This window comes from Candidatus Arsenophonus phytopathogenicus (assembly GCF_056113345.1).
Genome location: NZ_JBUIOB010000019.1, coordinates 500026 through 519025, shown reverse-complemented (window position 1 = coordinate 519025; position 19000 = coordinate 500026). Strand labels below are relative to the sequence as shown.

Sequence of the window (19000 nt, the reverse complement as noted above, 5' to 3'; positions counted from 1 at the left end):
AGGACACATTGCGCCATGCTATTACCTTGGCTAATATTTCTCCCCTTCATCGGTGGTGTCTTATGTTGGCTGTCCGAACGATTCAATAAATGGGCACCACGCTATTTGGCACTGCTTGTGATGGGGTTAACACTGCTCCTCTCTGTATTACTTTGGTTGCAGGGAAATTATTCGTTGCCTGATACGTTGGCATTACCCCAATGGCAGGCGATCTTTTTCATGCCATGGATCACTCCATTAGGTATTAATATTGCCCTAGCCATTGATGGTTTATCATTACTAATGATAGTGCTAACGGCTATTATGGGGATTTTTTCCATATTGAGTTCGTGGAGTGAAAATCAACCTAATCAGGGTGCTTATCACTTCCATTTGATGTGGATTTTAGCCAGCGTGATGGGAATTTTCATGGCGGTGGATCTGTTTTTGTTTTTTTTCTTCTGGGAAATGATCCCGATCCCGATGTATTTCCTAATTACTAATTGGGGGCATAAAAGCTCAGAAGAACGTGCACATGTTAATGCTGCAACTAAATTTTTTATTTATACCCAAGCAAGTGGCTTGATTATGTTGCTGGCGATTGTGGCATTGGCATTGATTCATTATCAATCATCGGGTCATTGGTCATTTGCCTATCACGATCTGTTAAATACCAAAATGCCAGCGCTGACACAGTATTTATTAATGCTGGGTTTTTTTATTGCCTTTGCGGTAAAAATGCCTTTGGTACCTTTTCATGGATGGATGGCAGACGCGCAGGAACAATCCCCAACGGCCGGCTCCGTTGATATTGCAGGTATCATGCTGAAAACGGCCGCTTATGGTTTATTGCGTTTCACTTTACCGCTATTTCCTGAAGCATCGATTCAATTTACCCCTATCGCCATGACGTTAGGTGTGATCAGTATATTTTATGGTGCATGGTTAGCATTTAAACAGACAGATATCAAACGTCTGGTGGCTTATAGTAGTTTGTCGCATATGGGGTTTGTTACCGTCGCCATTTATGCAGGCACCATTCTTGCTTACCAAGGAGCTGTGTTACAGATGATAGCCAATGGCTTATCAGGTGCGGCTTTGATCATTATTAGTGGTCAACTTTATGAACGCGCTGGAACACGTGATATGCGCATGATGGGCGGATTATGGAAACGGATCATGTGGCTGCCTGCGCTATCACTATATTTTGCGGTTGCAACCTTAGGAATGCCGGGTACCGGAAATTTTGTCGGTGAGTTTATGATCCTATTTGGTACTTTTGGCCAATTTAAATTGGTGACCATTATTATGGTATTCGGTGTGGTATTTGCATCTATTTATGCACTTTGGATGATGCAAAAAGTTTATTATGGTACTGCAAAATCGGAAAAAGCACTGCCTGCTTTAAATGGTCGCGAGGTGTTGGTTTTATTGACATTAGCACTGTTATTAGTGGTATTAGGTTTTTGTCCGCAACCGGTGTTAGATACTTCAAAAAATGTGATGGAATCACTCCACAGTTTATATTCCATTTCATTTTCAACATTAAGGCCATAATTCGTCATGACCATAACTTTTGAACAATTTATCGCATTGTCACCACTTTTGATCGTTGGGCTATTAGTGGTGATTGTGATGTTATCCATTGCCTGGCAACGCCATCATTTAATCAATGTCACATTAACAATAACCGGTTTTATTATTGCCCTGCTATCTTGCTTGTTAATTGGAGATAGGTTGCCGATTGAAGTGACGCCATTAATCTATGTTGATAAATATTCACTTTTCTATAGCACACTGATTTTGATTGCCGGTATTGGCACAGCAATTTATGCCTATCGATGGCTTGCAGGGTATCCGGATAATAAAGAAGAGTTTTATTTATTACTAAGTATTGCGGTAACGGGCGGGATCCTGTTATCAATGGCTAATCATTTAGCAATCTTATTTATTGGTATTGAATTGATTTCATTGCCATTATTTGGCTTGGTTGGTTATGCCTTTACTCAGAAGCGTTCATTAGAAGCTAGCATTAAATATATGTTACTATCTGCCGCCGCTTCTGCATTTTTATTGTTCGGTATGGCATTACTTTATGCTGAATCAGGCAGTTTAGCCTTTGCCAAATTAGGTTCAAGCCTAAATGAGCATATTATTCACTATCCAGTCCTTATGGTTGGTTTAGGCATCATGTTGGTTGGTATAGGTTTTAAACTCTCTTTTGTCCCATTTCAATTATGGACGCCGGATGTTTATCAAGGTGCGCCTGCACCAGCTGCGACATTTTTGGCAACTGCCAGCAAGATTGCTATTTTTGCGGTTTTAATGCGTCTACTGATGACATCACCCCTAGCAGAAAGTAAGGCATTATTGTCAGTACTCAGCGTTATTGCTATTGCTTCTATGCTGTTTGGTAATTTGATGGCTATTTCACAACAGAGTATTAAGCGTCTGTTAGGCTACTCATCTATTGCCCATATGGGATATTTGCTACTACCGTTAATTGCTTTACAGACTGATAGTGTTGCAGCACAAATTACAGTGTCAATCTACTTTATTGGCTATTTATTTGCTAGTTTAGGGGCTTTTGGCGTGGTAAGTATTCTATCTAGTCCTTATTGTGGCGATGATAAAGACGATATTAGTGCTTATCGGGGATTATATTGGCGCCAACCGGTTCTAGCGATTATTTTGACTATCATGATGTTGTCGTTAGCTGGCATACCGATTACTTTAGGTTTTATTGGTAAATTTTATCTCATCATTAGCGCTATTAATGCTGAGCTGTGGTGGCTAACGGCTGCCGTTATTATCGGTAGTGCGATGGGTTTATGCTATTATTTACGTTTTATGGTTAGTCTATATAGCCGTCAGCCAGTAGCAAATAATCAATCTGACAAACAGTCAAATGTTAATTTAGCAACTTTATTTGCGCTATTGTGTGCTGTTATTACAATTTTATTGGGATCATGGCCACAACCATTGTTTGAGATTGCGGTTGCTGCCTTGGCGGCATAAATATCAGTATACGTTAATAACCCAGCGCTAATATCGCTGGGTTTTTTACGCTCAATGTTATTAAAAGTGAAAAAACTAACAAATCAAATGGTTTGCTAAAGATACAAATAGCAGAATAAATACGAGGTTAGCCAATTGGCTTGATAAAATGATTTATTGGATGGTAAGTCAAGAGGATAGTAATAGTGGTTAATATTACCGAGTTTCTGGCAAGTGTTCATCAATTTTTATCTGAACAACAAATCGATGCTGGAAGTGTGCGACAATATGCATTCCTTTTACCTGCTGATATCACATTTCCTGCTTTGGATTGGTTAGCCAGTCAGCAATTTTATCCTCAATTTTATTGGTATCATCGCGATGGTCATGAAGAAGCGCTTTTACTCGGTGAGGTAAAATATTTTAGAAACATTGCTGATGCTGAACAATTTTTACAGCAACAAACAGCAATACCAACCATGCGGATCTGGGGATTGAACGCTTGGCAGCCACTGCCGGATAATGAATATTATGCCGATTTTGTTGGTAATGATAGCTATTTGTTTTTACCACGAATTGAGTTTAGTCATTGTCAGAAAAAGTGGATATTGGCTATCAATATTATTGATCAACAAGATCTGCGACATGCCCTGCAATTTTTATCCAAATTGCAATCAGTTAAACCCATCTTGCCGATTAATAGCCGTATTAAGCGAATTCAACATCTTCCTGAATATCAAAAATGGCACGATTTAACCACTCAGGCAGTAGTACTGATCAATAGTGGGGTTATGGATAAAGTTGTGATTGCTCGTCAAACGGATATTCAATTAAGCAAACCGTTAAATCCGGCAATTCTACTGTCGGCAAGTAAAGGGGTTAATGGTCAATGTTATCATTTTATGATGTCCTTTAACGCTCAACATACCTTTTTATCATCAACCCCGGAGTGACTTTATTATCTTAAATTTCAACAACTTTACACTGAAGCATTAGATGGAACAGTAGTTAATTCATCAGACCCCATAGTCAGAAAAGCCAATTCCGATTGGTTAATGCATGATGATAAAAATCAACATGAAAATTTACTGGTGGTGGAGGATATTTGCCAAAGATTGCACAATAATAGTGAAAAAATTGATGTTTCCCCACCTGATATTATTTTATTACGTAAAATTCAGCATTTACGTCGTCTTATCCATGTCACTTTACATCATGCTAGCGATAGCGACTGTCTATACCGTTTACAGCCAACCGCTGCGGTTGCCGGTGTACCGAGAAAAATAGCCAAGCATTTTTTACAGAAAAATGGGCCTATTTGCCGCGGTTGGTACGTAGGTAGTGCCGGTTATTTATCACTAAATCAAAGTGAATTTGTGGTTTCTTTGCGTTGTGCGCATATCAATTATGATCATCTTCGGCTTTATGCCGGCGCCGGGATTGTTAAGGATTCAGACCCGCGGCAAGAATGGCTTGAAGTTGAAAATAAGGCCGCAGGTTTACAAGCATTGCTAAATAGAAAGATATTTTGTTGTGAAAGTTGATATTAACAACAAAAATAATTTTTTAGCGGCATTTTATTGAACTGGAATAAGGAAAATCACGTAATTTTACTTAAAATTGCTATTATTTTATTTCTTATTTCTGCTTTGAGTAATATATGTCGCATAGTGTTTTTAACCGTCAATGGGCGGAAGTCATTTTGGAAGCATTAACCAGACATGGTTTAAGTCATGTTTGTATTGCGCCAGGTTCTCGCTCTACGCCATTGACATTGGCAGCTGCGGCACATAGTAAATTAATTTGCCATACTCACTATGATGAGAGAGGGTTGGGCTATGTTGCTTTAGGCTTGGCTAAAGTTATTAGTAAACCGGTGGCGGTTATTGTCACTTCTGGTACCGCAGTAGCTAACTTATATCCTGCTTTAATAGAAGCCGGCTTGACCGGTGAAAATATCATTTTTTTTAACCGTCGAAAGACCTGCTGAGTTAATTGATTGTGGTGCTAATCAAACTATCCGACAAACGGCTATTTTTGCTGATTATCCGGCACAAACATTAGCATTACCTAGCCCAACACAAGCTATCAATGCACAATGGTTGGTGAGCACTATTGACAATGCGATGAATAATCTTTCTCACGGCACTTTGCATATCAATTGCCCATTTGCTGAACCTTTATATGGTGACAGCTCAGCACAAATTGACTGGCTAGATGGTGGCAATCTTCGACACCCTGGTTGATAGGTTCCAGATCCAGCTCACTAGCATTAGTGGTTGATTGGCATGTTTGGCGACAAAAAAAAGGTCTCGTGATTGCGGGCAGAATGCGGCCTGATGAGGGAGAAAAAGTTGCCCAGTGGGCAGAAATGCTAGGCTGGCCAGTTATTAGTGATGTTTTATCACAAACTGGGCAACCTTTACCATGCGTTGATCTCTGGCTATCCGTAACAGAGGTAAAAAACATTCTGCAAAATGTAGAGCTAGTCGTCCAGTTTGGCTCAAGTTTGACCAGTAAACGTTTATTAGAATGGCAAGCACAATGCCAACCAGAGGAATATTGGATTATTGATAGCATTCCCAGTCGTTTAGATCCGATGCATCATCGTGGTAGTCGGTTGGTTAGTACCGTATCTGACTGGTTAATTGCGCATCCGCCAATTAGCTGTTTGCCTTGGGCACATGCATTAACAGAAATTGTTAATAACGTTCATCGCACGGTCCGTAAACAGTTTGCACAACAATTTTCAGAGGCCGCTATTGCTCATCAACTTGCACATTTGTTACCGACAGATAGGCAACTTTTTGTTGGTAATAGTTTGATTGTCAGATTAATTGATGCCCTCGGCCAATTACCGACCAGTTATCCAATCTATAGCAATCGTGGAGCGAGTGGTATTGATGGTTTGATTGCTACGCTAGCCGGTGTGCAAGCTGCCAATGCAAAACCCACATTGGGGATTATCGGCGATATTTCGGCGCTTTATGACTTAAATAGTCTAAATTTATTAAGTGCTTGCGTGGCGCTCATGGTGTTGATTGTGGTGAATAATAATGGTGGCCAAATATTCTCTATGTTACCTACTCCTGAGATGGAAAGAGAACGTTTTTATTGCCTGCCTCATTATCTGCAATTTAAGCATGCGGCCGCTATGTTTGGACTATCTTACTCCTCACCATCAAATTGGCTTCAGTTGAAAGATACCATCAGCAATTATTGGCAGCAGGGCGGCAGGGCGTTGATGATCGAATTGTTAGTAGCCGGTGATGAAGGTGCGAGAATACTCAATCAGCTTGTTAACCAGATGATGGAATTATAATGCTATATACGTGAAGATATCATGAAAAATGTGCTGGAACATGGTTAGTTTGGTTACATGGTCTACTTGGCAACAGCAGTGAATGGCTACCTATTATAGAAAAATGCGTTAATCGTCCGTCACTTGCAATTGACTTACCGGGACATGGACGTTCACCTCACATTCAATTAACCGATTTTTCTCACGTAAGTCGGCTAATTGAGAAAGCTATTGGGGCTAATCAAATTGATAGTTACTATCTAATTGGCTATTCGTTGGGTGGCAGAATTGCTATGTATTACGCCTGTCAGTTTCAACCCACTAAATTAAAAGGCTTGATTGTTGAGGGGATTAATGTTGGTTTAACACAGCCAACGGATCGCCTGCTACGTATAAAGAATGATCGAGTCTTGGGCAAAACGCTTTCGATGCGAGCCAATGGATAGTGTCTTATCTGACTGGTATCAGCAAGCCGTTTTTGATGATTTATCTGTCGAGCAACGGCAATAATTAATTACTGAACGCGGCAATAACCGTGGTGAATATGTTGCTCATTTATTGGAAACTACTTCACTAGGTAAACAACCTTTTTTAGTCAATAAATTATTACAGCGAAACTACCCTTTCAGCTACCTCTGTGGTGAGTATGACGAAAAATTTTGCTCTATCTCACAACAATTTTCGTTACCGCTTATCCGGATACCTGGAGCTGGGCATAATCCCCATCGTAGTAATCCAGTCGCTTATGCTACAGCAGTGGAGTGTTTTTTAGCATTTTCTGACGGAAGGAATTGAATATGCAATGTCTGAATGAAGAACAACTTTATGCTGCTGCTCAATGACATGATTATTCAGCCCAATTTGAAGATATTCTTTATCATAAAAGCAAAGATGGGATTGCTAAAATTACAATCAATCGTCCACATGTTCGTAATGCATTTCGGCCACAAACCGTCAAAGAGATGATCCAGGCGTTATCCGACGCCCGTTAAGATAATGCGATAGGTTGTCATTTTAACCGGCCAGGGTGGGAAAGCCTTTTGTGCCGGTGGTGATCAGAAAATTCGTGGTGATTATGGTGGTTATCGAGATGATAATGGCATTCACCACTTAAATATTTTAGATTTTCAACGGCAAATTAGGACCTGTCCAAAGCCTATTGTTGCTATGGTTGTCGGTTATGCGATTGGCGGTGGGCATGTATTACATATGATGTGTGATTTAACCATTGCTGCTGACAATGTCATATTTGGTCAAACGGGGCCTAAGGTTGGCTCATTTGATGGCGGTTGGGGAGAGTCCTATATGGCATGCATCGTTGGACAAAAAAAAGCACGCGAAATTTGGTTCTTATGTCGTCAATATGATGCCCGGTCAGCACTAGAGATGGGATTGGTAAATCAAGTTGTGCCTTATGCTGAATTGGAGCGTGAAACGGTAGGCTGGTGTCGTGAGATATTAAAAAATAGCCCAATGGCCCTACGAGCGCTGAATGCGGATTGTGACGGCCAGGCCGGTTTACAAGAGTTAGCCGGTAATGCAACCATGTTATTTTACATGACCGAAGAAGGGTAGGAAGGGAGAAAGGCTTTCAATGAAAAACGGCAACCTGATTTTTTAAGCTTTGAGCGTAATCCATAATGCGCGTAAGGCGGCAATATATCAATTTAGTCTACCTATGGAAGCAGGGATCGTATTAAGCAACAGCGATTAAAAACCCGTGATGGTTTTCTTATTCATTTACAGGAAAATGACTCCCAAGGTTGGGGTGAAATTTCACCTTTACCCGAGTTTAGTGTCGAAACACTGGAAATGGTCAGGCAATCATTGCAAACAGGCTTACATAACTGGTGCCAGGGTGCAACAGTTAAAACGTGCCATATTCCATCATTGGCTTTTGGGCTCAGTTGTGCGCTGGCTGAATTACCTGAAATAAACCATTATCCAAAAGCTCCCCTTTGCACCGGTGATCTGGATGCGCTTATTTTACAATTAAACGGTGCTAGCAGTGAAAAAGTGGCTAAGGTTGGTCTTTATGAGTCAGTGCGGGATGGGATGGTGGTTAATTTGCTACTTGATGCGGTTCCTTTATTGCGTTTACGGTTGGATGCTAATCGAAGCTGGAACCAATCACAAGCCGCCGCGTTTGCCAAGTATATTAAAGCCAGCCAATCGCAGTAGGATTGATTTTATTGAAGAGCCTTGTAAAACCATGCTTGACTCATTAGCGTTTGCTCAACAAACGGGGATCGCTATTGCTTGGGATGAAAGTGTGCGCGAACCTAATTTTAAACTTGAAAAACAGCCAGGTGTTAGAGCCATTGTTATTAAACCTACCTTACTGGGTAGCTTAAATCACTGTAAGCAACTTATTGATGACGGCAGGGCTTTGGGATTAAATACTGTAATTAGTTCAAGTCTTGACAGTAGTTTTGGTCTAACACAATTAGCCAGAATAGCAAGCTGGTTAACACCAGAAACCGTTCCCGGATTAGATACCTTGTCTTTGTTTCAGACTCAACTGGTTCGTCAATGGCCTGAAAGTTCATTGCCATTAATCGGATTAAATGAATTAGAACTAATATGGCAAAATGAATGATATTTAATCAATGGCCTTGGATCTATTGGGCAGAAAAATCGCCTGCTGACATTGCACTGATAACCGAGAATAGACAATATAATTGGCGGCAATTGGTAGCAAAAATTAATTGCGTTGCCGACAATCTCTACCGTCAGTTGCTTGCTCTCAAGCCGATGATTGTCATGCTAAGAGGAAAAAATAGTTTTTCTATGCTGTTATGTCAGCCGGTATTACTGCAGTTGGGGGCGCGTATTTTACCCCTCAATCCACAACTGCCAGAGAGCACAGTAGTAGAATTAATTGGCAGTTTGTCGGTTGATTATATGATTGATTTTACTGATCAATCGTTGTTTTTGCCGAAGGTAAAATTGTTAGACTATCGCGCAGTAATAGCAAAATCGGTTAATCATCAACATGGTGTTACTGGCCCGGTACCTTTTATGCCATTGCTGCCGGCAACATTAATATTAACTTCGGGTTCAACCGGAATGGCGAAAGCAGTGGTGCATAATATTACCGCTCATCTCAATAGCGCTAAAGGTGTGCTTTCGTTATTACCATTTGAACGTGAGGATTGTTGGTTACTTTCTTTACCGCTTTTTCACGTCTCAGGTCAGGGGATTGCTTGGCGGTGGCTATATCTAGGAGCAAGATTGGCAATAAAAGCAAACTATTTCATTACCACATGCATTACAGCAATTCAGCCACGCTTCTTTAGTACCCACTCAATTATGGCGTTTATTGAAGATAAAAGAGGTTGAGCAAAAATTCAGTTTACAAAATGAGTTATTAGGCGGTGCGATGATCCCGCATGAACTAGTCACTACGGCTAAGCAGCATGGCATCCGCTGTTGGCTCGGCTATGGTATGACAGAAACAGCCTCCACGGTTTGCGCGAAACAAGCAGATAGTACTCTAGGCGTTGGTTTACCTTTAATCGGCAAGTCTCTCCGCTTAGTGAATAATGAAATTCATATTCAGGCTGATAGTTTGGCATTAGGCTATTGCTGGCAAGGTAAAATCTTACCCTTAGCATTAGTTAATGGTTGGTTTGCTAGCCGTGATAAAGGTACTTTTGCGAGTGGAGAATGGCGGATCTTAGGTCGATTGGATAATCAATTTTTTAGTGGCGGATAAGGTATTCAACCCGAAGATATCGAATCGATATTGAATAGTCATCCTGATATTAAACAGAGTTTTGTCATTCCAATAGCTGATAAAGAATTTGATCACCGTCCAGTTGCGGTCATTGAGTCTGATAATCAACAATTGGTAACCAGCTTAAGTCAGTGGTTAAATCATCGATTAGCGGCCTTTCAACGACCTATGGCTTATTATTTATTGCCTAGCATGTTAATCGATAATGCCGGCATTAAGCTTTCACGTCGCAATATAAAGCAATGGCTTTTGCAGCATCATAATGATAAGCAAGTGGATTAAGATAATCTGGTGCTGGCTTTAAGGCGATAATAGATAGTAACCATACTTTGGTCAAATCAAATCGGTTGTAAGGCAATTTAGCGGCATCGGCTTCAGGCATCACTTGGATTTGCAATTTCCAACGTGGATAATTTTGGCTGTTAATGGCATTAAACAGATCACGTTGTGAACTTTCACGATCTTTAGCGATAATTTGTTCCGTTTCGTCATCCATCATATTTTCAATACCTTGTTGGCAACAAAAATGAAATTTAATTCAGAATCGCTGATTTTTTTCATTAATAAAACTATAGGTATGACTACCGAAACCGTGCATATGACGGTAGGATTTAGGTATACCTCGGTCACTCATATCAATAGTTAATTGATGAAGAGATTCAGGCAAATGCGAGAAAAAATCCCATTTATAAGCAGGGTTACGTAAATTAGTGTGCGGATCACGTTTTACCACATGATTAAGATCAGGAAATTTTAATGGATCACGTAAATAAAAAAACCGGTGTATTGTTACCCACTAAATTCCAATTACCTTCTTCGGTGTAAAACTTTAAGGCAAAGCCACGAATATCTCGCTCTGCATCAGCAACTCCCCGTTCACCAGCCACGGTAACGGATAAACCATTTGGTTTCCTTGCCTATTTCAGAGAAGATTTTTGCCCGTGTATATTGGCTAATATCATGGGTAACGGTAAAAGTACCAAATGCCCCAGAGCCCTTGGCATGCATACGGCGTTCAGGAATAACTTCACGATCAAAGTGAGCCAATTTTTCTAAAAACCAAACATCTTGTAATAACATCGGGCCTCTAGGGCCTGCGGTGATAACATTATTATCAACGACGGGTGAGCCTGCAGCGGTAGTAAGACCTTCTTTTTTCTTCATTACTCATCTCCAGTTTTAGTTGAAATAGATAGAAAATGTAGTTAAAAACAATTAGCAGGTGTTACATAATTTTTATTAATCTTATTAAAGTCATATCAAATAGATTATCTAAGCTAATAAAGCATATAGCCAATCAAAAATACCTATTGCTGCGATATATTAGAGCAAAAAATGTTTTTTATAAAAAAATAATAATTCGAAAGAAAATAAAATATATTGTTGATATTTTAGTAACCAGAATAATTAGTAGCTTAGGATAACTATTTTAATGAAAAAATTTTTATTACCGGTAACAGTTGGATGTTTTTTATTCTCAGGTCATTCTAATGCCGCTTCTGTCAGTGCACAAGTAGGAAAAGATTTTACTGAACTAGCGGCTGGCATTGGCAGCAAAGGGGCAGGGTTAGGCATAAATGGCAATTGGGCACGTAGCGATCATGATGGTCAGGTAGTTAGCTTAGGGGCAAATTTTGGCTTACCTTTAGGGCCGTTTAGCGCTTATATTGGTGGAAAAGCTTATTATTTATCACCACAAGATAATAATAACGGTTTTGCCTTTGCGGCTGGTGTTGGTGCTAAGTGGCAAATTATGACATCGTTGGCTTTATATGGGGAAATTTATGGCTCACCGCGTGATTTCACTTCGGGCAATTATGCTTATCAGGAAGCGGATGTGGGCATTAAATATGAAGTGATGAAACCATTAGCGATTAATTTTGGTTATCGTTTTATTAAACTGCAAGGCAAGAGTCAGCATCCTAACAATATCATTGCAGATGGTTTTTATCTTGGTGCAGGCGTCAGTTTCTAGCAGCTTAATTGTTCGCACCATATGAATTATGGTGCTTTACTTTTTCTTTATGTTAAAAGTGTTATCCAACAGCAGGTAACATGCCACTAACAATACCAATTTGAATTAAAATCACGGCAACACCACAAATTAGCACTATTAGTAATGCGGGTGTTCCACCTTTAACCTGATAACGATTGGTTTTATTTGCTTCGATTTTTCTGACGCGCATCACCAACAAAGTTGGCAGAATGAGTGCTAAAATCGATAAAGCAACGGCTGCATAGGTTAAGGCTTGAACAAAACTACTGAAAAATAGCGCGCAAACCAGTGGTGGCAGGAAGGTTAATAATCCACTCTGTAAGCGACCGAATGGCGTATTTTTACGTTTAAATATATCGGCCAAATAGTCAAACAAACCCAGCGTAACACCTAAAAAAGAGGTCGCTAACGCGAGATCCATAAATAGGTTAACAGCAATATTTACTTGTGAAGTGGCGACGATATCATTAATTGCACTCAGTAATCCGTTTAAACCCGACTGGTTGGCTAATATACCGATAAAGTTGGTTTGTGGGATAGCCCCTAAGGTGGCTATCTGCCATAAAATATAAGCGAATAGTGGGATAGCACTACCAATAATAAAAATTTTGCGTAATTTATTGATATTACCATCCATATAGCTTACCAGGCTTGGAATACTACCGTGAAAGCCAAATGAAGTAAAAATGACTGGGATCGCTGATAAGACTAATCCTTTTTCTACTGGCATAGCGGTAAGATTAATATTTTCCACGTGGGGCATCATGACGATTAGCATGATGAGCAGAAAAACAATTTTTGCGATAAACAAAATGCGATTTATCAAATCGACTGAATGAGTGCCAATACAGACAATCGTACCGCCAATGATGGTGAATAAAATAATTGCAGAATTGATGCTAATATTTATACCTGTCCAAGATAAAAGGCTATTAGTGATCAAAACCCCTGCACCACCGATATAAGCGGTCGCTAATGCATACATCAGTAGTAGCATGCTTAAACTGGTTATCGCTCTTCCAGGTAAACCAAGATAACGTTTAGCAATAAAGCCTAAACCTAAATGTGCGGGGTTGTATTGATATACTTCGACCAATAATAGCGCGGTATAACTCATTAAAGCCCATAACCCAATTAGCATAAGAGCAATCATGGGAAAACCAACGCCTGATGCGGCAAGTGGCATTGCCAACATACCGGCACCGATTGTTGTGCCAGCAACAATTAAAATACTACCCAGTGTGAGATTTTTCACAAGTAATTCTGAGCCTTATAGCGCTAAATTTAATATGGGGGCAGAGTAAATGATTGATTATTACGTGTCAAATTAATATTACATTTTATGGAATTTTATGTTTACATTATCAGTTTGAACAGTAGTTAATTGAATGATAATCAGGCATAATATAAAAATTCGATTAGAGAGTGATAGTTAAGCTAGTTATATACCAATCCTTGGAATTTAGTTATGAAAGAGAATATTTACGATCAGGATGATTTTTTTATTGCCTATAGCCAGTTTCCTCGTTCTGTTGATGGATTAAATGCCGTTGGTGAATGGCCAGCATTACAAAGTTTATTACCTAATTTTCAAGGTAAATTAGTATTAGACTTGGGCTGTGGTTACGGTTGGCATTGTTTATATGCAGCAGAGCATGGCGCGATAAAAGTGATTGGTACAGATATTTCGCAGAAAATGTTAAAGGTAGCAAAAGAAAAAAATCGCTTTCCTGATATCATTGAATATCGGCAACAAGCGATAGAGGATATTCAGTTTGCTAATGCTAGCTTTGATCTGGTTGTCAGTTCGCTAGCATTACATTATATCGCTGATTTTGCTTAAGTATGCCATAAAATCTACGCTTGTTTAACTGAGAAAGGCCAGTTGATAACTATTTTAACGAAAGTGCGTGTCAGGCAGAATTTCTCGGTCACAAAGTGACTAAGTATCATAAAACCTTAACAACTATATTTAACCAGTTTATTAACAGCTGGATTTTCTATTGAGCGACTCATTGAGCCTCAGCCGGCTGATTATTTGTTAGATAAAATTGATGGGATGAGAGATGAGCTGCGACGCCCGATGATGTTGCTGGTGGTTGCTGAAAAAGCGTAAATAGTCTTACTGTTTGCGCCCGCTGGTGTTATTGGTTGATATCAATATCAATATCGGTGATAGGCCGGCAACTACAGGCTAATATCTCATCTTTATCAATGAAAGCTATTGGTTTATGACGATATGCCACTTTTCCTTTTCGCAGACGAACCCGGCAGGCACCACAAAAGCCTTCCCGACATTGAAATTCAATTTGAATTTTACTCTGTTCCAGAGCATCAAGTAGACTAGTATGTTGTTCGGGATGAAAAGGGATCAGTATGCCCTGCGCGTTGCGCAGGGTAATTTTATAGCTTGCCATAACGGTTATAATTCAAAGTTGCCCAATTCATCGGTATCGACCTGAGCATCAATTTGCCCTACCAAGTAAGAGCTCACTTCTACTTCCTGTGGGGCCACCTGAACGTTATCAGAAACTAGCCAGGCGTTGATCCATGGGATTGGATTAGAACGCGTTTTGAAGGGTAATTTTAATCCAACCGCTTGCATGCGAATATTGGTAATATATTCGATGTATTGACATAAAATATCTTTATTAAGACCGATCATAAAACCATTCGAGAAGAGATATTCTGCCCACTCCTTTTCCTGTTCGGCGGCTTGTACAAACAATTTGTAACACGCTTCTTCACACTCTTTGGCAATGATGGCCATTTCAGGATCATCTTGACCATAACGCATCAGGTTTAACATATGTTGGGTGCCGGTGAGATGCAAAGCTTCATCACGGGCAATCAATTTAATAATTTTAGCGTTTCCTTCCATCAATTCACGTTCAGCAAAGGCAAATGAGCAAGCGAAGCTGACATAAAAACGAATAGCTTCTAATGCATTAATGCTCATCAAACATAAATAGAGCTGCGTTTTCAAATCGTGTAAAGAAATAATGACATTTTTGCCATTAATTGTATGATTGCCCTCACCTAACATATGGTAATAGCTGGTCATCTCAATTAAATCGTCATAATAAGTAGAAATATCTTTTGCCCGCTTTAAAATTTCGTCATTAGTTACGATATCGTCAAAAATAATTGATGGGTCATTAACAATATTACGAATAATATGAGTATAAGAGCGCGAATGAATAGTTTCTGAAAATGACCAGGTTTCTATCCACGTTTCAAGTTCAGGAATTGAAATAAGGGGCAGTAGTGCCACGTTAGGGCTACGTCCTTGAATAGAATCTAATAGTGTTTGATATTTTAAGTTACTGATAAAAATGTGTTTTTCATATTCAGGTAGCGCTTGATAATCAATACGATCACGAGAAACATCAATTTCTTCTGGGCGCCAGAAAAAAGAGAGTTGTTTTTCAATTAGCTGCTCGAAAATAGGATATTTTTGCTGATCATAACGGGCAACGTTGACAGGCTGTCCAAAGAACATCGGTTCTTGCAATTGATCGTTTTTGGTTTGCGAAAATGTTGTATATTGGTATTCCATACGTCCTCACGTTAAATCTTACAAGCGCCGCCATCACAATCGCTGTCAGCTGATTCAATCATCTCTTCAAGATCGGCTTGGCTATCCTCTGCACCATCACGGGTATTATGGTAATAAAGCGTTTTTAACCCATATTTATAAGCGAGTAACAAATCTTTCAGTAATTGATTCATTGGAACTTTATTATTTGGGAAGCGGGTTGGATCATAATTCGTATTAGCAGAAATTGATTGATCAATAAATTTTTGCATAATACCAACCAACTGCAAATAACCGTCATTGTTGGGCATTTGCCATAACAGTTCATAATCATCTTTCAAGCGTTCGTATTCAGGTACAACTTGACGCAAAATACCATCTTTGGATGCTTTAATACTGATATAGCCTCGCGGTGGTTCAATACCATTGGTGGCATTGGATATTTGCGAAGAAGTTTCTGATGGCATCAAGGCGGAAAGTGTTGAGTTACGCAAACCATATTGCTTGATATCTTTGCGTAAAGTTTGCCAATCATAATGTAGCGGTTCAGATGTTAGTGCATCTAATGATTTTTTATAACTATCAATCGGTAAAATACCTTTTGCATAAGTGGTTTCGTTAAACCATGGGCAGGCACCTTGCTCCTTTGCCAGTTCATTGGATGCTTTCAATAAATAATATTGGATCGCTTCAAAGGTTTTGTGGGTCAGATTATTGGCACTACCATCAGAGTAGTGAACGCCATGTTTAGCTAAATAATGAGCATAATTTATGACGCCAATGCCTAAAGTACGACGACCCATAGAACCTTTTTGCGCTGCAACAATCGGATAGTTTTGATAATCGAGCAGTGAATCTAATGCGCGTACCGCTAATACCGCCAACTCTTCCAATTCATCCAATGAGGTAATGGCACCCAAATTAAAGGCGGAAAGAGTACAGAGAGCAATTTCACCATTTTCGTCGTTAACATCATTTAAAGGCCGGGTTGGCAAGGCGATTTCCAGACAGAGGTTTGATTGACGAATTGGCGCAACTTTAGCATCAAATGGACTATGGGTGTTACAGTGATCGACATTTTGAATATAAATACGCCCGGTTGACGCTCGCTCTTGCATCATGAGTGAAAATAGATCGAGCGCTTTAACGCGTTTTTGGCGTATGTTTGCGTCTTGTTCATATTTTAAATATAAACGTTCAAATTCGCTTTGATCAGCAAAAAATGCTTCATATAAGCCGGGCACATCAGAAGGGCTAAAGAGGGTAATGTCTTTACCTTTGATAAGGCGTTCATACATCAGTTTGTTAATTTGTACGCCATAGTCCAGGTGACGAACACGATTACCTTCAACGCCACGGTTATTTTTCAATACTAATAGGCTTTCAACCTCTAAATGCCAGAGCGGATAAAATAGCGTAGCGGCACCACCACGTACGCCACCTTGAGAACAAGATTTTACGGCAGTTTGGAAATGTTTATAGAACGGGATACAGCCTGTATGAAACGCTTCACCTCCGCGAATAGGACTACCTAGTCCGCGAATATGGCCGGCATTAATACCAATACCGGCACGCTGAGAAACATATTTTATAATCGCGCTGGAAGTGGCATTAATTGAATCAAGGCTATCGCCACATTCAATTAATACGCAAGAACTAAATTGGCGGGTTGGGGTGCGTACCCCCGCCATAATCGGGGTTGGTAGTGAAATTTTGAAAGTTGAGATTGCATCATAAAAACAATGAATATAGTTTAACCGCGTCTCTTTTGGATAGCGTGAAAAAAGGCAAGCAGCAACAAGAATATAGAGAAACTGTGCACTTTCATAAATTTCACCGCTCACCCGGTTTTGCACTAAGTATTTGCCTTCTAATTGTTTAACTGCCACATAGGAAAAATTTATGTCACGCCAGTGATCCAGAAAACTATCCATCTGCTCGAATTCTTCAGCTGTATAATCTTTCAGCAGATGCTTATCATATTTACCTATTTTAACCATATGCAAAACATGCTGATATAGTGCTGGTGGTTCAAATTGGCCATATGCTTTTTTGCGTAGATGGAAAATAGCTAATCGAGCTGCAAGATATTGGTAATCGGGTGTATCAGCTGAAATAAGATCTGCCGCCGCTTTGATCATAGTTTCGTGAATATCGGACGTTTTGATGCCATCATAAAACTGGATCTGAGAACGTAGCTCTACTTGTGAAACAGATACATCTTTTAGGCCTTCAGCCGCCCAGGTAATGACTTTATGGATTTTATCAATATCAATGCGCTCTTTATGTCCATCACGTTTAGTGACTAACAGACTTTGGTTCATGGGTAGATACACCTAAAGTTAACTAGCTAAATATTTATCGATCACTGTACTCAATGGTTAATAATAAAATACAAAACGGTGGGCTGTTAATAGCATATTATGTTTGTATTTTGAACTAAAACGGAGAGCAGTAAACACAATATATAGTGTTTGATTGCGTTTATACTAACAAGATAATGGTATTTACTACTTTTATCAAGTCTATAAAAAATGGGGTTTTTAACCATAATCGAGCGCTAAATTTTGTTAATTGACCGATAACTCTGTGTGATAATAGAAGAATATTATAATTTATCTTACCGGCAATGGTGAAAAATAAATTTAATAATGACCTACTGACTGCTGCTTTCTTCAGCAAATGTTAACAATTATTTGTATTTGACAAGTGCAACATATAATTAACATCAACATTCGAGCCTAACGAAAATTTGTCGCTGATCGGATTATAATGTAATCCGATCATATGCTGTTCTTGTAAAGAGGTTTTATCTATCCAACTGAGTAGCTCTGAAGGTCGAATAAATTTTTTTACATCATGAGTACCTTTGGGAACTATTTTTAAAATATGCTCAGCGGCAATAATTGCCAATAACCAGGCTTTTTTATTACGATTAATAGTAGAAAAAAATACATGACCGCCCGGTTTGACTAATTTTGCGCATGATTGAACAACAGACTCAGGATCGGGCACATGTTCCAGCATTTCCATACAGGTAACGATATCATAAGTTTTAAGGTATTTTTCGGCATGAATCTCAGCGGTTTCCTGTAGATAGTTGATCTGCATATTGCTTTCTAATACATGGAGCTTTGCGACTTCCAGCGGCTCTGCCGCCATATCAATTCCTGTCACCAGGGCGCCTTCTTTAGCCATACTTTCTGATAAAATTCCGCCACCGCAGCCAATATCGAGTACTTTTTTACCAAACAGACCATTAGCCTGTTGCAGGATATAGTTTAAACGTAATGGATTAATCCGATGAAGAGGTTGGAATTCGCTCGTTTCATCCCACCAACGAGTCGCAACAGAGCTAAATTTGTCGATTTCAGCTAGATCAATATTTGCCTGGCTGAGCGAATTCTTGTTATTCATCAGAAAATTTACTCCTTAATTTTTTTATTAACA

The 19000-nt window shown here is 39.4% G+C and carries 10 protein-coding genes and 7 pseudogenes; 11 read left to right on the top strand and 6 right to left on the bottom strand.

The features are described 5' to 3' along the window. Window positions 1-15 precede the first annotated feature (15 nt). The 9 genes and pseudogenes from nuoM to AC01GB_RS17360 all read left to right on the top strand — a co-directional run bounded on the left by nuoM (window position 16) and on the right by AC01GB_RS17360 (window position 10298). Window positions 16-1536 carry an NADH-quinone oxidoreductase subunit M gene (gene nuoM / locus AC01GB_RS17400; protein ID WP_474452852.1) on the top strand — a complete coding sequence of 507 codons (1521 nt, stop codon included), beginning with the start codon at window positions 16-18 and terminating at the stop codon, window positions 1534-1536. Window positions 1537-1542: 6 nt separating this feature from the next. After that, window positions 1543-2997, top strand: coding sequence for an NADH-quinone oxidoreductase subunit NuoN (gene nuoN, locus AC01GB_RS17395; protein WP_474452851.1), 1455 nt, complete (start codon window positions 1543-1545; stop codon window positions 2995-2997). 458 nt (window positions 2998-3455) lie between these two features. After that, a pseudogene (locus AC01GB_RS17390) lies at window positions 3456-4520 on the top strand (isochorismate synthase). 116 nt (window positions 4521-4636) lie between these two features. Beyond that, a pseudogene (menD, locus tag AC01GB_RS17385) lies at window positions 4637-6298 on the top strand (2-succinyl-5-enolpyruvyl-6-hydroxy-3-cyclohexene-1-carboxylic-acid synthase). Between the two features lie 92 nt (window positions 6299-6390). Next, window positions 6391-7072, top strand: a pseudogene (gene menH, locus AC01GB_RS17380) (2-succinyl-6-hydroxy-2,4-cyclohexadiene-1-carboxylate synthase). A 74-nt stretch (window positions 7073-7146) separates the two neighbouring features. After that, window positions 7147-7918 (top strand): annotated as a pseudogene (gene menB / locus AC01GB_RS17375) (1,4-dihydroxy-2-naphthoyl-CoA synthase). Between the two features lie 37 nt (window positions 7919-7955). Continuing rightward, a pseudogene (gene menC / locus AC01GB_RS17370) lies at window positions 7956-8876 on the top strand (o-succinylbenzoate synthase). Continuing rightward, a pseudogene (locus AC01GB_RS17365) lies at window positions 8873-9995 on the top strand (AMP-binding protein). Before menC ends, AC01GB_RS17365 begins: the two co-directional pseudogenes overlap by 4 nt. Before the next feature lie 30 nt (window positions 9996-10025). Further along, complete coding sequence (locus AC01GB_RS17360) at window positions 10026-10298, top strand: hypothetical protein (RefSeq protein ID WP_474452850.1); 273 nt, start codon at window positions 10026-10028, stop codon at window positions 10296-10298. 40 nt (window positions 10299-10338) lie between these two features. Here the strand turns inward: AC01GB_RS17360 and AC01GB_RS17355 are convergent. After that, window positions 10339-11180 (bottom strand): annotated as a pseudogene (locus AC01GB_RS17355) (catalase); the annotation flags it as partial. A gap of 268 nt (window positions 11181-11448) precedes the next feature. Here AC01GB_RS17355 and AC01GB_RS17350 point away from each other — a divergent pair. Then, a complete protein-coding gene (locus tag AC01GB_RS17350) occupies window positions 11449-11991 on the top strand; it encodes a YfaZ family outer membrane protein (RefSeq protein WP_474452849.1) in 543 nt (180 codons plus the stop codon). Between the two features lie 61 nt (window positions 11992-12052). Here the strand turns inward: AC01GB_RS17350 and tyrP are convergent, their stop codons facing one another. Continuing rightward, window positions 12053-13207 carry a tyrosine transporter TyrP gene (gene tyrP / locus AC01GB_RS17345; RefSeq protein WP_474452848.1) on the bottom strand — a complete coding sequence of 385 codons (1155 nt, stop codon included), beginning with the start codon at window positions 13205-13207 and terminating at the stop codon, window positions 12053-12055. 273 nt (window positions 13208-13480) lie between these two features. Between tyrP and AC01GB_RS17340 the strand changes: the two genes are divergently transcribed. After that, window positions 13481-13855: a class I SAM-dependent methyltransferase gene (locus AC01GB_RS17340; protein ID WP_474452847.1), complete on the top strand. Its 375-nt coding sequence runs from the start codon at window positions 13481-13483 to the stop codon at window positions 13853-13855. A 301-nt stretch (window positions 13856-14156) separates the two neighbouring features. Here the strand turns inward: AC01GB_RS17340 and yfaE are convergent, their stop codons facing one another. From yfaE to ubiG, 4 genes are all read right to left on the bottom strand, one after another. Next, complete coding sequence (gene yfaE, locus AC01GB_RS17335) at window positions 14157-14429, bottom strand: class I ribonucleotide reductase maintenance protein YfaE (protein ID WP_474452846.1); 273 nt, start codon at window positions 14427-14429, stop codon at window positions 14157-14159. Window positions 14430-14434: 5 nt separating this feature from the next. Beyond that, window positions 14435-15571: a class Ia ribonucleoside-diphosphate reductase subunit beta gene (gene nrdB, locus AC01GB_RS17330; protein ID WP_474452845.1), complete on the bottom strand. Its 1137-nt coding sequence runs from the start codon at window positions 15569-15571 to the stop codon at window positions 14435-14437. Window positions 15572-15582: 11 nt separating this feature from the next. After that, window positions 15583-17874, bottom strand: coding sequence for a class 1a ribonucleoside-diphosphate reductase subunit alpha (gene nrdA / locus AC01GB_RS17325; protein ID WP_474452844.1), 2292 nt, complete (start codon window positions 17872-17874; stop codon window positions 15583-15585). Window positions 17875-18235: 361 nt separating this feature from the next. Then, window positions 18236-18967 carry a bifunctional 2-polyprenyl-6-hydroxyphenol methylase/3-demethylubiquinol 3-O-methyltransferase UbiG gene (gene ubiG / locus AC01GB_RS17320; protein WP_474452843.1) on the bottom strand — a complete coding sequence of 244 codons (732 nt, stop codon included), beginning with the start codon at window positions 18965-18967 and terminating at the stop codon, window positions 18236-18238. Between the last annotated feature and the right edge of the window lie 33 nt (window positions 18968-19000).

Excerpts from the sequence above, each read along its gene's own strand:
- nuoM (WP_474452852.1), top strand. The coding sequence starts at position 16 with ATGCTATTACCTTGGCTAATATTTCTCCCCTTCATCGGTGGTGTCTTA.
- nuoN (WP_474452851.1), top strand. The coding sequence starts at position 1,543 with ATGACCATAACTTTTGAACAATTTATCGCATTGTCACCACTTTTGATC.
- AC01GB_RS17350 (WP_474452849.1), top strand. The coding sequence starts at position 11,449 with ATGAAAAAATTTTTATTACCGGTAACAGTTGGATGTTTTTTATTCTCA.
- tyrP (WP_474452848.1), bottom strand. The coding sequence starts at position 13,207 with ATGTTGGCAATGCCACTTGCCGCATCAGGCGTTGGTTTTCCCATGATT.
- AC01GB_RS17340 (WP_474452847.1), top strand. The coding sequence starts at position 13,481 with ATGAAAGAGAATATTTACGATCAGGATGATTTTTTTATTGCCTATAGC.
- yfaE (WP_474452846.1), bottom strand. The coding sequence starts at position 14,429 with ATGGCAAGCTATAAAATTACCCTGCGCAACGCGCAGGGCATACTGATC.
- nrdB (WP_474452845.1), bottom strand. The coding sequence starts at position 15,571 with ATGGAATACCAATATACAACATTTTCGCAAACCAAAAACGATCAATTG.
- nrdA (WP_474452844.1), bottom strand. The coding sequence starts at position 17,874 with ATGAACCAAAGTCTGTTAGTCACTAAACGTGATGGACATAAAGAGCGC.
- ubiG (WP_474452843.1), bottom strand. The coding sequence starts at position 18,967 with ATGAATAACAAGAATTCGCTCAGCCAGGCAAATATTGATCTAGCTGAA.